Below are 15,355 nucleotides of genomic sequence, written 5' to 3' on the forward strand. Positions count from 1 at the left end.
ACCTGCTCGGTGGCCGAGGACACCTCACGGATCGAGCCGTGGATGCGCTCGACGAAGCGGTTGAAGGCGGTGCCGAGGATGCCGAACTCATCATGTTGGTGGATTTTCAGGCGTTTGGTCAGATCGCCTTCACCTTCGGCGATGTCTTCCATGGCGCGGGTCATGGTGAGCAAGGGTTGCATCAGCACGCGGATCAGCAGGCCCAGCAAACCGATGATGATCACAACCGCCACCACAGTGGCGATGACCGCCGAAGTACGGAAGTTGCTGAGCATGGCAAAGGCTTTGTCCTTGTCCACCGACAGGCCGATGTGCCAGTTGGCCGATGGCAGGCCCTTGATCGGGGTGAAGGACAGCAGGCGGGTCTGGCCATCGGCCTCGATTTCAGTGAGCTCGCCGGTCAGTTTCGGCGTGTGCTGCGGGAACAGGTCCGACAACGATTTCATGACCAGCGACTTGTCCGGGTGCACCAGAATCTTGCCTTGGTCGTTGACCAAAAAGGCGTAGCCCATGCCGCCGAAATTCAGCGAGTTGATGATCTGCACCAGGCCGTCCAGGGCCAGGTCGCCACCGACCACGCCGACACTCGTGGACACTTTGCTGAGGATGCCGATGACCATCTGGTTGGTGGTCATGTCGATGTAGGGCTCGGTGAGGATGGCGCCCGGGGCGCTCATGCCATCCTTGTACCAGGGGCGAGTGCGTGGGTCGTAGCCATCAGGCATCTTCGAGTCGGGGCGCACGCTGAAGCCACCGTCGACCTTGCCCAGGTAGACGGTCAGGAAGCTTGAAGTCAGGGCGCTTTGGCCCATCAGCGTTTCTGCGATGGCAGGTTGCTGGGCGATGTTTTGCGCCAGGTTTTCAACCAGTTTGATACGGCCTTCGAACAGGTTGCGAATGTTGTTCGAAGTGGATGTGCCCATTTCAGCAAGATAATTCTCCAGGTTTTCACGGATGGCATTACGCTGGAGATAGTCGTTGTAGAGCGTGAACAGGCTGAAGGCGAGTATCACGATCAGTGATGCGGCCAAAAGAATCTTGTGGCTGAAACGAAGGCTTTTGTTCATGGCGTGATCGGTTCCGCTAAGGTTTTTATCGGGCGTTCGCACGAGTACCGCTTAAAACAGTGCAACATCCCGAAAGTCCTTTCAGGGGTGTTCTGTCTTCAAAGGCGAATATCATCCAGAGCTATCGGCTGGTGGGTGGGCAAGCTTGAGCAGAGGATTAAAAAGATGTCGGAAACTTCGACCATAGTTTTAGGTGCCGGCCCAGATGGCCAGCCTGTGCATCAAGCCATGCGCCTGGCTAACCGCCATGGGTTGGTCGCCGGTGCCACCGGTACCGGCAAGACCGTAACCTTGCAGCACCTGGCGGAAATATTCAGTGATGCCGGCGTGGCAGTGTTCGCTGCCGATGTCAAAGGAGACCTGTGCGGTGTCGGTGCGGCTGGAGCGCCCCAGGGCAAGGTGGCCGAGCGCATCGCCGGCATGCCCTGGTTGGGGTACAAGGCGCAGGCCTATCCGTTGAGCCTATGGGATATCGCCGGGCAGTCCGGCCACCCGCTGCGCACTACTCTTAGTGAGATGGGGCCGCTGTTGCTTGGCAATCTGCTAGAGCTGACCGACAGCCAGCAGGCTGCGTTGTATGCCGCATTCAAGGTGGCCGACCGTGACGGGTTGCTGCTGCTCGATCTCAAGGACCTCAAGGCGCTGCTGGCACACCTTAAAGACAATCCCCAGTTGCTGGGCGAAGACAGTGCGCTTATGACCACGGCCTCGACCCAGGCACTCTTGCGTCGTTTGGCAACGCTGGAGCAGCAGGGCGCCGAAGCGCTGTTCGGTGAGCCGGCATTGCAACTGGAGGACCTATTGCGCACGGACGCTGATGGTCGTGGGCGAATTCATCTGCTCGATGCCAGCCGGTTGGTGCATGAGGCCCCGAAGGTATACGCCACCTTCCTGCTGTGGCTGCTGGCCGAGCTGTTCGAGCAATTGCCGGAGCGAGGCGATGCCGACAAGCCGGTGCTTGCGCTGTTTTTCGACGAAGCGCACCTACTGTTCAACGGTACCCCGAAAGCTCTGCAGGATCGCTTGGAACAGGTGGTTAGGCTCATTCGCTCCAAGGGCGTGGGGGTATTCTTTGTCACCCAGTCGCCGGGCGATCTGCCCGACAGCGTTCTGGCCCAATTGGGGTTGCGCATACAGCATGGGCTACGGGCCTTTACCGCCAAAGAGCAAAAATCGCTGCGGGCCGTGGCAGACGGCTTCCGCCCCAATCCGGCATTCGACACTCTGGCAGTGCTGACCGAGCTGGGGATTGGCGAGGCTCTGGTGGGTACGCTTGAAGAAAGGGGGACGCCGGCGATGGTTCAGCGGGTGTTGATTGCGCCGCCGCAATCGCGAATCGGGCCGTTGAGTGTGGCCGAGCGTAGTGCGCTGATAGCAGCGTCACCGCTGGCGGGGCGCTATGACAAGCCGATTGACCGGGAGTCGGCGTATGAAATGCTGGCCCGGCGCAAAGGTGAGGCGGTAGAGCCGGTACCGGTGCCCAAGGCGGATGAAGACAGCTTGGTCGACAAGGCCGGGGATTTCTTGCAGAGCGCGGCGGGGCAGGCGATCAAGTCCGCGGTTCGTCAGGCGGCCAATCAGTTGGGGCGCCAACTGGTGCGGGGGTTGATGGGGTCGTTGCTCGGGGGCAAGAAGCGTTAGCATTCACAGGGACCGCGCAGCTCTTGAGGGCTGCGCTGTACCTGTGGGAGTCGGCTTGCCGGCGATGGGCCGCAAAGCGGCCCTTTTCACGGCACTGTTATGGCTCAGCCGATAGCCTTGGATGCCAGCCAGAACAAGCCAGCCGCCAGGCCCATCGTCGCCGGCAGGGTCAATACCCAGGCCAGCAGGATGGTTTTTACTGTGCCGCCTTGCAGGCCGCTCTTGTTGGCAACCATGGTGCCGGCCACGCCGGACGACAGCACGTGGGTGGTCGAAACCGGCAGGGCGAACACGTTGGCCATGCCAATGGCGCATGCTGCGGTGATCTGGGCCGACATGCCCTGGGCATAGGTCATGCCCTGTTTGCCGATCTTCTCGCCTACGGTCAGTACCACGCGTTTCCAGCCGACCATGGTGCCCAGGCCCAGAGCCAGGGCGACGGCAACGATTACCCAGAACGGGGCATATTCGGTGGTGGCGGTGAGGTCCTTGCGCAACTTGTCGAGGTCGGCCTTTTCACGTGCATCCAGCCCCGGCAGCTTGCCGACCTTTTTCGCCGTGTCATCCAGGCAGAGCAGGTAGCGGCGCACTTCCACGCGCTTGTCGGCTTCCAGGGCACGGTAATCGGTCACGCCCTGCAGCGAGGATTGCAATGCTGCGATGGTGGGCTCGGTCTGCTGCGGGTTGCAACTGAACTGCTCCGGGAGGTCGCTGGCCTGTGCCTTGCCCAGTGCCAGGAACTCGCCCAGGGTGGCGGCGTTGCGCTGGTAGAACTGGCTCAGGTGCATCGTTGCGTCGCGGGTGCGCTCGATCTGGTAGGTAGTGCTGTTCAGGTCGAGCACGAACTTGGCCGGAACAATGCCGATCAGTACCAGCATGATCAGGCCGATGCCTTTCTGGCCATCGTTGGAGCCGTGTACGAAGCTCACGCCCATTGCCGAAATCACCAACACCAGGCGGTTCCAGAAGGGTGGATGCTTCTTGTCGTCGAGCTTGCGGCGCTGTTCCGGTGTCTTGTGCATCTTCGACAGCGGGCGCCACCATTTCAGGCCGAGCAGCAACAGCGCAGCGACAGCAAAGCCGGCCATGGGCGAAATGACCAGTGACATGGCGATGTCGATCGCCTTCTGCCAGTTGACGCCGTCACCCAAGGGAATGTCGCTGATCAGGGCATTGGCCAGGCCCACGCCAAGGATCGAACCGATCAGGGTGTGCGAACTCGAGGCCGGGATGCCGAAATACCAGGTGCCCAGGTTCCAGGTGATGGCCGCAGCCAGCAACGAGAAGACCATGGCCAGGCCATGCCCGGTGTTCACATTGATCAGCAGCTCGACCGGCAGCAGGTGAACGATGGCGTAAGCCACCCCGACACCGCCCAGCAGAACGCCAAGGAAGTTGAACACCCCGGAGAAGAACACGGCCAGGTGTGGTGGCATGGCTTTGGTATAGATGACGGTGGCTACCGCGTTGGCGGTGTCATGAAAGCCATTGATGAACTCGAATGCGAGCACGAAGGTCAGGGCGAGCAGCAGGCTCACCAATACCCAGGCATCCAGTCCGCTGAATAAATCGATCATGAAGGTTGTCTGGCGGTCATTTGGGGGGCGGGATTATGCCAGAAAACCTTGGCAATCGATGCACCCGCAGCTGACCGATGGCAGTCTTTTGATCGACTTCCAAGCGTTGTCGTCCACGGAGTAATGCGTAGAAGGTTTCGCTAAAAATCACAAAAAACGCCGAATTTCGCCGTATTCCTGTAAACGGGAATGGCTATTCATGATTCAAACGACTGTATGAAATTTGTGTAATTCCATTTCATACTCGGCCTGTCGGTAACGATCGGTCCCGCGAGCGCCGGCCTCGACCGCCAATGCAATTGCCCGCGGCAAACGGCTCAGGTGTCTTCGTTGCGCAACTCTTTCTCCATCTTTTCCAGTTCCTGGTTGAAGGCCTGATCCTGGACCGTGGCCCGTTTGCGCCAAGGTTTGCGCTCCGGTTCCGGTTGAGCGGCGTAAGTGGTGACTTCACCACCGTAAACTTCCTTGTAACGTTCAGCCTGGCGCTCCAGTTCCGCGCGCAGTTCATCTTTCGTCACAGTAGTACCTGAATGTAAAAAGTGGCCGGTAGTGCGTGCACGTGCACGTTGCCCATGCACAGGGCGTGCTGGTCGTCGGATAAGGGTCAGGCCGTAAGTGCCTTGCCCGAATGCGGATCCGGGCCAGCCGACTGGATTATAGCAATCGATAAAACGCCAGACAGTGTTATTTACCCAGCCCTTACAACCGTCGTTCAAGTTGCAGGTAATGGCTGCTTGTGCAAAGTTTGAACGGCCGGCGCATGGAAAGTTCGCTGCTGTTCAGATACCAGGCAGGGAAATAAAAACGGCCTCGCACAAAGACGAGGCCGTTGCCTGGGGACTTCTACGGTGGGTACCTGACCAGTCTCTCCAAAGAAGCCACAAGTGGCAGTAGAAAGGTATAAGTAAACGTGTCAGCGGTCAATTGCGATTATCGGCCGTTTGTTCGATAATCGCACGAAGCAGCGAATTTTTTGAGGTGAGCGATGAGTGACGAAATCCCGGCCAACGAATCTGCCAGCCCGGAGTCGGTACGCCCGAGCGCCCCTGCCTTGGCGCCGCCGATCGTGGCCTCCCCAGCCAAGCGTATTCAGGCATTTACTGGTGACCCGGACTTCATGACCTCGCTGGCGCGGGGCCTTGCCGTGATCCAGGCATTTCAGGAGCGCAAGCGCCATCTGACCATCGCTCAGATCAGCCACCGCACCGAGATCCCACGAGCGGCGGTGCGTCGTTGCCTGCATACGCTGATCAAGCTCGGCTACGCCACGACCGACGGGCGTACCTATTCGCTGCTGCCCAAGGTGCTGACCCTCGGCCATGCCTACCTTTCGTCGACGCCCCTGGCGATGTCGGCCCAGCCCTATCTGGACCGCATCAGCGATCAATTGCACGAGGCTGCCAACATGGCCACCCTCGAAGGCGACGATATTCTTTATATAGCCCGCTCGGCCACTGTGGAGCGGTTGATATCGGTCGATCTGTCAGTCGGTGGGCGGCTGCCGGCCTACTGCACGTCGATGGGGCGCATTCTGTTGGCAGCGATGGACGACACCAGCTTGCGCGAGTACCTCGACCGCGCCGACCTCAAGGCTCGCACCAGCCGTACCTTGCATGATCCGGAGTCGCTGTTCGCTTGTATTCAGCAGGTGCGTGAGCAGGGCTGGTGCGTAGTCGACCAGGAACTGGAGCAGGGGCTGCGCTCGATTGCTGTGCCGATCTATGATGCTTCCGGGCAGGTACTTGCGGCGTTGAATGTCAGTACCCATGTGGGGCGTGTGAGCCGAAGCGAGCTGGAACAGCGGTTCTTACCGATCCTGCTGGCATCCAGTCGCGATCTTTGCCATCAGTTGTTTGGCTGAAACACGTACAGCCCGTCGTGCCGCTGTGCACTGTTATCGAACATGCCAACCGTTTCCTGTTCGATAAACGCACAGTGTCGCTCTGGACGAATTGCGCGCCCTCCATTGGCTGATTAATGTCTCTCGCAGCGGTCGGCTGTGCCGACCGAACAAGAAAAACACAAGAGGCGCACACCATGACCACTGTCACTTTGCTGCTGCGGCCGCACCCGCACGCAGTTCCGTTGTATCCAGGCTGAATCAGGCCGCATTTCATCGACTTTGAACCCTGTACCGGTTGCCCTTGTGCAGTGGCTCGACTGTGCCCAATTTCTGGATAACAACAATGAACAAGCCACAATCTGTCGGGAACTGCCTCGACGTTCAATCATTCATCAATGAACAACCGCTGTCGCGCTATCAATGGCGCGCGGTGATCCTTTGCTTCCTGATTGTCTTCCTCGATGGTCTGGATACTGCGGCCATGGGCTTTATCGCTCCGGCATTGTCCCAGGAATGGGGCATCGACCGCGCCAGCCTTGGCCCGGTGATGAGCGCCGCATTGATCGGGATGGTGTTCGGTGCCTTGGGGTCTGGGCCGCTGGCCGACCGCTTTGGCCGCAAGGTCGTGCTGGTAGGTGCGGTATTGGTGTTCGGTGGTTTCAGCCTGGCCTCGGCCTACGCCAGCAACGTCGACCAGTTGCTGATGCTGCGCTTTCTGACCGGCCTCGGGCTGGGTGCCGGCATGCCCAATGCCACCACGCTGCTTTCCGAATACACCCCGGAGCGCCTCAAGTCGCTGTTGGTGACCAGCATGTTCTGCGGTTTCAACCTGGGCATGGCCGGTGGTGGGTTCATTTCCGCGAAGATGATCCCGGCCTACGGCTGGCATAGCCTGTTGGTGGTGGGCGGTGTGCTGCCGCTGCTGCTGGTTGTGGTGCTGATGGTCTGGCTGCCTGAGTCGGCACGCTTTCTGGTTGTACGCAACCGCGGTACCGACAAGGTGCGCAAGACCCTGGCGCCGATTGCACCGGCCGTCGTTGCGCAGGCAGCCAGCTTCAGTGTGCCGGAACAGAAGGCTGTGGCCGCGCGCAACGTGTTCGCAGTGATCTTCTCCGGCGCCTATGGCCTGGGGACGATGCTGCTGTGGCTGACCTACTTCATGGGCCTGGTCATCGTCTACCTGCTGACCAGCTGGCTGCCGACGCTGATGCGTGACAGCGGCGCAAGCATGGAGCAGGCCGCGTTCATCGGTGCGCTGTTCCAGTTCGGTGGCGTACTCAGTGCCGTGGCAGTAGGCTGGGCCATGGACCGTTACAACCCGCACAAGGTCATCGGTATCTTCTACTTGCTGGCTGGCGTGTTCGCTTATGCGGTAGGGCAGAGCCTGGGCAACATTACCGTGCTTGCCACTCTGGTGCTGGTAGCCGGGATGTGTGTGAACGGCGCGCAATCGGCCATGCCTTCGCTGGCGGCGCGGTTCTATCCGACCCAAGCGCGTGCCACCGGTGTTTCCTGGATGCTCGGCATCGGCCGCTTTGGCGCGATCCTCGGCGCCTGGAGTGGTGCGACCCTGCTTGGCCTGGGCTGGAACTTCGAGCAGGTGCTGACGGCATTGCTGGTGCCAGCTGCGCTGGCCACGGTAGGCGTGATCGTGAAAGGCCTGGTGAGCCACGCCGACGCGACCTGAGCCTGCGCTGACGGGCCGCGTTGCGGCCCCTTGGGAAAGGGATGGCTAGGTGACAATATGTTCGATAAACGCACGGATAGTCGATTATCGGATTGTCAGCGACCCGCCACTCTCCTTAATCTGAGCCCAACGTAGCACCCTGAACCGAGGTCGACCTGGGTGCGCTGCGTGACTTTGAAACCCGCACCGCCGAGGCCCATGGCCCACTGGCAGGAGAAGCTTGATGCGCGACGTATTTATCTGTGACGCTATCCGCACCCCCATCGGCCGCTTCGGCGGCGCCCTGGCCGGCGTGCGTGCCGATGATCTGGCCGCTGTACCGCTCAAGGCGCTGATCGAGCGCAACCCGGGTGTGCAGTGGGATCAGGTCGACGAAGTGTTTTTTGGCTGTGCCAACCAGGCCGGTGAAGATAACCGCAACGTGGCACGCATGGCCCTTCTGCTGGCGGGCCTGCCCGAGAGTATTCCGGGCGTTACCCTGAACCGGCTGTGCGCCTCGGGTATGGACGCCATCGGTACTGCATTCCGTGCCATTGCCAGCGGCGAGATGGAGCTGGCCATTGCCGGCGGCGTCGAGTCCATGTCGCGCGCGCCGTTTGTCATGGGCAAAGCCGAGAGCGCTTACTCGCGCAACATGAAGCTTGAAGACACGACCATCGGCTGGCGCTTCATCAACCCGCTGATGAAGAGCCAGTACGGTGTGGATTCCATGCCTGAAACCGCTGATAACGTCGCAGACGATTACCAGGTTTCGCGTGCCGACCAGGATGCATTCGCCCTGCGCAGCCAACAGAAGGCCGCAGCAGCACAGGCTGCCGGCTTCTTCGCCGAAGAAATCGTGCCTGTGCGTATCGCCCACAAGAAGGGCGAAACCATCGTCGAGCGAGATGAGCATCTGCGCCCGGAAACCACCCTCGAGGCACTGACCAAGCTCAGGCCGGTCAACGGCCCGGATAAGACGGTCACCGCTGGCAATGCCTCGGGCGTGAACGACGGTGCTGCTGCACTGATCCTGGCCTCGGCTGAAGCGGTGAAGAAGCACGGCCTGACCCCGCGTGCCCGTGTTCTGGGGATGGCCAGCGGCGGTGTCGCACCACGGGTAATGGGCATTGGCCCGGTACCGGCGGTGCGCAAGCTGACCGAGCGCCTGGGTGTGGCCATGAGCGATTTCGATGTGATCGAGCTCAACGAAGCGTTTGCCAGCCAAGGCCTGGCGGTGCTGCGTGAGCTGGGCGTGGCCGATGATGCGCCGCAGGTGAACCCCAACGGCGGTGCAATTGCCCTGGGCCACCCGCTGGGCATGAGTGGTGCGCGCCTGGTGCTGACCGCACTGCACCAACTGGAGAAGAGCGGTGGGCGCAAGGGCTTGGCGACCATGTGTGTCGGTGTTGGCCAAGGTCTGGCGTTGGCCATCGAGCGGGTTTGACCTGTCCCGGCCTTTTCGCGGGACAAGCCCGTTCCCACAGGGGACCACGCCTCTCTTGTGAGAGCGGGCTTGTCCCGCGAAGAGGCCGGACTTATGAGACACAAGGCCAATAGCCAGCCCAGAAGCGGAACGAGTGTGTTACTAAGTATGTCTAGACCTACTTAGCACACTCCAGGAGTAAAGCCGTCATGACCTCAACCTATTACACCGGCGAAGAGCGCAGTAAGCGCATCTTCGCCATCGTCGGTGCCTCTTCAGGCAACCTGGTGGAATGGTTCGACTTCTATGTCTACGCCTTCTGTGCAATCTATTTTGCCCCGGCCTTCTTCCCCTCTGACGACCCCACTGTTCAATTGCTCAATACCGCTGGCGTGTTCGCCGCTGGCTTCCTGATGCGGCCTATCGGTGGCTGGATCTTCGGTCGCCTGGCGGACCGCCATGGCCGCAAGAATTCCCTGATGATCTCGGTGCTGATGATGTGCTTCGGCTCCTTGATGATTGCCTGTTTACCCACCTACTCGAGCATTGGCACCTGGGCCCCGGCGCTGCTGTTGCTGGCCCGTTTGATCCAGGGCCTGTCGGTAGGCGGTGAGTACGGCACTACCGCGACCTACATGAGTGAAGTAGCGCTGCGCGGCCAGCGCGGCTTCTTTGCTTCCTTCCAGTACGTCACGCTGATCGGTGGCCAACTGCTTGCCGTGCTGGTGGTGGTGATCCTCCAACAATTGCTGACCGAAGACGAACTGCGCGCCTGGGGCTGGCGCATTCCGTTCGTGGTCGGTTCCATTGCTGCGCTGATCTCGCTGATGCTGCGCCGCTCGCTGCACGAGACCAGCAGCGCCGAAACCCGCAAGGACAAGGACGCTGGCTCCATCAAAGGCCTGTTCCGCAACCACACGGCTGCCTTCATCACCGTGCTCGGCTATACCGCCGGTGGCTCGCTGATCTTCTATACCTTCACTACGTACATGCAGAAGTACCTGGTCAACACTGCGGGCATGACCGCGAAGAACGCCAGCTTCGTGATGACCGGCGCCTTGTTCCTGTACATGGTGATGCAGCCGTTCTTCGGCATGCTCTCCGACCGTATCGGGCGACGTAACTCGATGCTGCTGTTCGGTGCCTTGGGGACGCTGTTCACCGTGCCGTTGCTGATGGCGTTGAAGACCGTCAGCAGCCCGTTCATGGCCTTCGTACTGGTGACCCTGGCACTGTGCATCGTCAGTTTCTACACCTCGATCAGTGGCCTGGTGAAGGCCGAGATGTTCCCGCCGCAGGTGCGTGCGCTTGGTGTAGGCCTGGCTTACGCGGTAGCCAACGCAATGTTCGGCGGCTCGGCCGAGTATGTGGCCCTGGGCTTGAAAAGCCTGGGTATGGAGAACACCTTTTACTGGTACGTGACGGCGATGATGGCAATCGCGTTCCTGTTCAGCCTGCGTCTGCCTAAACAGGCGGCGTACCTGCACCATGATGATTAAGGACGTTGCATGAGCAACCTACTGTTCGACGCCTATTTCACCGCCCCGGCCATGCGCGAGATCTTTTCTGACCGCGGCCGTCTGCAGGGCATGCTCGATTTCGAAGCTGCCCTGGCCCGTGCCGAGGCTGCTGCCGGCCTGGTGCCGCACAGCGCGGTAGCGGCCATCGAGGCGGCCTGCCAGGCCGAGCGCTTTGACGTTCGCGCGCTCGCCGATGCCATTGCCACGGCAGGCAACTCGGCAATCCCGCTGGTCAAGGCGCTGGGCAAGGTGATCGCCAGTGGTGTTCCTGAGGCCGAACGCTATGTGCACTTGGGCGCCACCAGCCAGGACGCGATGGATACCGGGCTGGTGCTGCAGTTGCGTGATGCACTGGCGCTGATCGAGGCTGACCTCGCCACGCTGGCCGAAACCTTGTCGCGCCAGGCCCTGCTGCACGCCGACACACCGCTGGTGGGACGTACATGGCTGCAGCACGCCACCCCGGTGACTCTGGGCATGAAGCTGGCCGGCATACTGGGCGCCGTTACGCGCCACCGTCAACGGCTGCAGGAGCTGCGTCCGCGCTTGTTGGTACTGCAGTTCGGTGGCGCCTCCGGCAGCTTGGCGGCCTTGGGCAGCAAAGCACTACCGGTCGCCGAGGGCCTGGCCGCACAGTTGGAACTGACCTTGCCCGAGCAACCCTGGCACACCCAGCGCGACCGCCTGGTGGAATTCGCCTCGGTGCTGGGCCTTATTGCCGGTAGCCTGGGCAAGTTGGGGCGCGATGTCAGCCTGCTGATGCAGACCGAGGCGGGCGAGGTGTTCGAGCCTTCCGCGCCTGGCAAGGGTGGGTCGTCGACCATGCCGCACAAGCGCAACCCGGTGGGCGCAGCAGTGCTGATCGGTGCCGCCACCCGTGTGCCGGGGCTGCTATCGACACTTTATGCAGCCATGCCCCAGGAGCACGAGCGCAGTCTCGGCCTGTGGCATGCCGAGTGGGAAACACTGCCGGAGATCTGCTGCCTGGTTTCAGGCGCCTTGCGTCAGGCCCAGGTGATCGTCGAAGGCATGGAGGTGGACGCCGAGCGCATGCGCCGCAACCTCGACCTGACCCAAGGCCTGGTGCTGGCCGAGGCGGTGAGCATCGTTCTGGCCCAGCGCCTTGGCCGCGACCGCGCCCATCACTTGCTCGAGCAATGCTGCCAGCGCGCCGTGGCCGAACAGCGACATCTGCGCGCTGTGCTGGGCGACGAGCCGCAGGTGACTGCCGAACTGACTGAACAAGAGCTAGACCGTCTGCTCGACCCTGCCCATTACCTTGGCCAGGCCCGCGTCTGGGTGGCGCGCGCCGTGGCTGAACATCAACGTTTCACTGCCTGAAGGAGACCGCTGTGGCGCATTTGCAACTGGCCGATGGCGTACTGAACTATCGACTCGATGGCCCGGACGATGCCCCGGTGCTGGTGCTGTCCAACTCCCTGGGGACCGACCTGGGCATGTGGGACAGCCAGATTCCGCTGTGGAGCGAGCACTTGCGTGTACTGCGTTACGACACTCGCGGTCACGGCGCTTCGCTGGTCACCGACGGCCCATACAGCATCGAGCAACTGGGCGGCGATGTGCTGGCACTGCTCGATGCACTGGATATCCGGCATGCCCACTTCGTCGGCCTGTCCATGGGTGGCCTGATCGGCCAGTGGCTGGGTATCAATGCGGGCGAGCGTCTGCACAGCCTGATCCTGTGCAATACCGCGGCCAAGATCGCCAATGACGAAGTGTGGAATACCCGCATCGACATGGTGCTCAAAGGCGGCCAGCAGGCCATGGCCGACCTGCGCGACGCCTCGATCGCTCGCTGGTTTACTCCCGCGTTTGCCCAGGCTCAACCTGAGCAGGCGCAGCGCATCTGCCAGATGCTCGCACAGACCTCTCCACAGGGCTATGCAGCCAACTGCGCGGCAGTACGCGACGCCGATTACCGTGAGCAACTCGGCCGTATCCAGGTGCCTACGCTGGTCGTTGCCGGTACCGAGGACGTGGTGACCACGCCGGAACATGGCCGCTTCATGCAGGCCGCGATCATCGGTGCCACCTATGCCGAATTCCCGGCAGCGCACCTGTCCAATGTCGAGATCGGCGAGGCGTTCAGCCTTCGCGTGCTTGACTTCCTGCTGGCTCGCTGAGGAATCTGCCATGGATGAGAAACAACGTTACGACGCCGGCATGCAAGTACGCCGCGCAGTACTCGGCGATGCCCACGTGGATCGCAGCCTGGAGAAACTCAACGACTTCAATGGCGAGTTCCAGGAAATGATCACTCGCCATGCCTGGGGTGATATCTGGACACGCCCGGGCCTGCCACGGCATACGCGCAGCCTGATCACCATCGCAATGTTGATCGGCATGAATCGTAACGATGAATTGAAGTTGCACCTGCGCGCGGCGGCCAACAACGGCGTGACCCGTGAAGAGATCAAGGAAGTGCTGATGCAGAGCGCTATCTACTGTGGTATTCCAGCAGCCAATGCCACCTTCCACCTGGCAGAATCGGTGTGGGATGAGTTGGGTGTAGAGTCTCGCCAACAGTCGTGAAGCTCACGCACCTGTAGGAGCGGCCTTGTGTCGCGAAAGGGCTGCGAAGCGGCCCCAGGATGGTTGCAGCGTCGCTGAAATTGATGGGGCCGCTTTGCGGCCCTTTCGCGACACAAGGCCACTCCTACGCAGAGCGCAGCGCCACCGGCCCGGCATTGGCCTCAACTGCATGCTTGAGCGCCGGGCACATTCCCAGCATGAACGCCGCCTCCGCCACCACGAACAGCGGCCCTATGATCAGCCCACTGATATCGTCGACGAACGCCGGCTTGCGGCCTTCGTAATAATGCCCGACGAACTGGATGATCCAGCCCACCACAAATGCTCCTGCCCCAGCACTGAGCCACAGCGCGGTGCTTTGCAGCGCCAGTGCTTGCCCAACCCATAGGCACAGCCCCAGCAGCAAGCCCATCACCAGCCCGAAACGCAGGTCCAGGCGCAGGTAGAACCACACCGACGCCGCAGCTGCCAGCAGGGCAGGGGACAGCCAGACCCCGGCGACGTCCCAGCCCGGGCGCGACAGCAGGATGGTCACGGCCAGCACGATCAGCGGAATGCCGACAAAGTGGGTAGCGATATTGCGTGGGTCGCGATGGTAGCTGGCGTATTGGCTCAGGTGTTCGACGAGGTTTTTCATTGTTGTTCCTCCCTGGGTGGCCTGTTTGCATGGGGTAGCCTGTGCCGCCCTGTTGGCGGGCACAGGCCACTCATACTGCTCAGGATAGCCTTTGGCGCACCACCATCATCAGCTTAGCGAATGGTGCCAGTCCGCATGGCTGATGGCCCAAGAGATCACAACAGGTTCAGCGGGTAACTCACGATCAACCGGTTCTCATCGAACGCGTTGGTGCTGAAGTCCCTGCGCATGGTCGAGTTGCGCCATTTCACCGAAAGGTCCTTGAATGACCCCGACTGCACCACGTAGGCCAGTTCGGTTTCTCGCGCCCATTCCTTGCCGTCGTCGATGCTGCCAGAGGTGACATTGTCACCCTTGATGTAGCGGTTCATCAGGGTCAGGCCGGGGATACCGACGGTGACGAAGTTGAAGTCATGGCGCACCTGCCAGGAACGTTCCTTGGCATTGTCGAAGCTGGAGTTGTAGCTGTCGTTGGCCAGGGTGCCACCGCTGGTGCCGTTGACCCGCAACCAGGCATCGTCGCCGCTGACTTTCTGCAGGCCGACGTAGAAGGTGTTGCCCTTGTAGCGTGCAGAGAGCATCGCCGAGGCCGTGCGGTTGTCTAGCTGGCCTGCGCGTTCGGCGCCGTCTTCCTTGCCGATGAAATAGCCGAGGTTGGCGCCCAGGGTCCATTCGCCCAGGGGCTGGCTATGCACCAGGTTGATGTATTGCTGACGGTAGATGTCCTTGAGCTGGGCATCCCACAGGCCGATCATCGTGCGCTTGTCGTTGAAGGTATATTCGCCACCACCGAAGTTGAAACGATCGGAGGTGAACGCCGCTCGGCCATTGAGCGACATGTCTTCCATGCTGGCGTCGTTGCGCGGGCTGTTGGCGCGGAACTGACCGGCGTACAGGGTCAGGCCCTCGATTTCTTTCGAGGTGAGCTGGCCACCGCGGAAGGTCTGCGGCAGCGAGCGGCCGTCATCCGAGCGCAGGATCGGCAGCACGGGCATCCATTCGCCGACTTTCAGTTCGGTTTCCGACAGCTTGGCTTTTAGTGCGACGCCCAGGCGGCCGAAGTCGTCGGCGGGCCGGCCGTCATCGTGGACCGGTAGCAGGTGGGTATTGGTGGTGCCTTTTCCGCCGTCGAGCTTGACCGAATACATGCCCAGTACATCCACGCCGAAACCTACGACGCCCTGGGTGAAGCCGGAGCGGGCATCGAGGATGAAGCTTTGCGTCCATTCCTCTCCCTTGGCCTGGGAGTGAGCCGGGTCGACGAAGTTGCGGTTGATGTAGAAGTTGCGCAGGTTGAGGGTGGCCTTGGCGTCCTCCATGAAACCGCCTTCGGCGGCCAATGCGGGGAGGGCGCAGGACATGGCCAACAGGCCGGGCAGCAGCTGGCGTGCGGGGTGCGAAATGCTCATCTGTCGTGGATCTCTT

At 61.3% G+C, this 15,355-nt stretch carries 12 protein-coding genes and 1 pseudogene; 8 read left to right on the forward strand and 5 right to left on the reverse strand.

All coding sequences use genetic code 11. The features are described from left to right. Window positions 1-50: 50 nt before the first annotated feature. Window positions 51-1,067 (reverse strand): annotated as a pseudogene (locus JET17_RS27690) (cache domain-containing protein); the annotation flags it as partial. Between the two features lie 165 nt (window positions 1,068-1,232). On the opposite strand from JET17_RS27690, the gene JET17_RS05120 reads away from it, so the two are divergent. Next, the gene (locus JET17_RS05120; RefSeq protein WP_012312933.1) at window positions 1,233-2,708 is read left to right on the forward strand and encodes a helicase HerA-like domain-containing protein; all 1,476 of its coding nucleotides are present in this window, start codon (window positions 1,233-1,235) and stop codon (window positions 2,706-2,708) included. Between the two features lie 104 nt (window positions 2,709-2,812). On the opposite strand, the gene JET17_RS05125 is transcribed toward JET17_RS05120, so the two are convergent. Both JET17_RS05125 and JET17_RS05130 read right to left on the reverse strand, forming a co-directional pair. Next, window positions 2,813-4,285, reverse strand: coding sequence for an inorganic phosphate transporter (locus JET17_RS05125; RefSeq protein ID WP_012312934.1), 1,473 nt, complete (start codon window positions 4,283-4,285; stop codon window positions 2,813-2,815). 317 nt (window positions 4,286-4,602) lie between these two features. Next, a complete protein-coding gene (locus JET17_RS05130) occupies window positions 4,603-4,803 on the reverse strand; it encodes a hypothetical protein (protein ID WP_012312935.1) in 201 nt (66 codons plus the stop codon). A 467-nt stretch (window positions 4,804-5,270) separates the two neighbouring features. Here JET17_RS05130 and pcaR point away from each other — a divergent pair, with 467 nt between their 5' ends. The 7 genes from pcaR (at window position 5,271) to pcaC (ending at window position 13,293) form a co-directional block, all read left to right on the forward strand. Continuing rightward, window positions 5,271-6,146, forward strand: coding sequence for a pca regulon transcriptional regulator PcaR (gene pcaR, locus JET17_RS05135; RefSeq protein WP_012312936.1), 876 nt, complete (start codon window positions 5,271-5,273; stop codon window positions 6,144-6,146). 325 nt (window positions 6,147-6,471) lie between these two features. After that, window positions 6,472-7,815, forward strand: coding sequence for an MFS transporter (locus tag JET17_RS05140; RefSeq protein WP_012312937.1), 1,344 nt, complete (start codon window positions 6,472-6,474; stop codon window positions 7,813-7,815). Window positions 7,816-8,035: 220 nt separating this feature from the next. Then, window positions 8,036-9,241 (forward strand): 3-oxoadipyl-CoA thiolase, encoded by a 1,206-nt coding sequence (pcaF, locus tag JET17_RS05145; protein WP_190273319.1) that lies wholly within the window; start codon window positions 8,036-8,038, stop codon window positions 9,239-9,241. A 188-nt stretch (window positions 9,242-9,429) separates the two neighbouring features. Continuing rightward, window positions 9,430-10,719, forward strand: a complete 1,290-nt coding sequence (locus JET17_RS05150; protein WP_012312939.1) for an MFS family transporter — start codon at window positions 9,430-9,432, stop codon at window positions 10,717-10,719. Between the two features lie 9 nt (window positions 10,720-10,728). Then, on the forward strand, window positions 10,729-12,081 hold the full coding sequence (locus JET17_RS05155) for a 3-carboxy-cis,cis-muconate cycloisomerase (RefSeq protein WP_012312940.1): 1,353 nt from the start codon (window positions 10,729-10,731) through the stop codon (window positions 12,079-12,081). 11 nt (window positions 12,082-12,092) lie between these two features. Then, complete coding sequence (gene pcaD, locus JET17_RS05160; RefSeq protein ID WP_012312941.1) at window positions 12,093-12,884, forward strand: 3-oxoadipate enol-lactonase; 792 nt, start codon at window positions 12,093-12,095, stop codon at window positions 12,882-12,884. 10 nt (window positions 12,885-12,894) lie between these two features. Continuing rightward, the gene (gene pcaC, locus JET17_RS05165; RefSeq protein WP_012312942.1) at window positions 12,895-13,293 is read left to right on the forward strand and encodes a 4-carboxymuconolactone decarboxylase; all 399 of its coding nucleotides are present in this window, start codon (window positions 12,895-12,897) and stop codon (window positions 13,291-13,293) included. A gap of 124 nt (window positions 13,294-13,417) precedes the next feature. Here the strand turns inward: pcaC and JET17_RS05170 are convergent, their stop codons facing one another. Both JET17_RS05170 and JET17_RS05175 read right to left on the reverse strand, forming a co-directional pair. After that, window positions 13,418-13,930: a DUF962 domain-containing protein gene (locus JET17_RS05170; RefSeq protein WP_012312943.1), complete on the reverse strand. Its 513-nt coding sequence runs from the start codon at window positions 13,928-13,930 to the stop codon at window positions 13,418-13,420. A gap of 155 nt (window positions 13,931-14,085) precedes the next feature. Beyond that, window positions 14,086-15,339: an OprD family porin gene (locus tag JET17_RS05175; protein ID WP_012312944.1), complete on the reverse strand. Its 1,254-nt coding sequence runs from the start codon at window positions 15,337-15,339 to the stop codon at window positions 14,086-14,088. Window positions 15,340-15,355: the final 16 nt, after the last annotated feature.

The organism is Pseudomonas putida, assembly GCF_016406145.1.
GTDB classification, from domain to species: Bacteria; Pseudomonadota; Gammaproteobacteria; order Pseudomonadales; family Pseudomonadaceae; genus Aquipseudomonas; species Aquipseudomonas putida_E.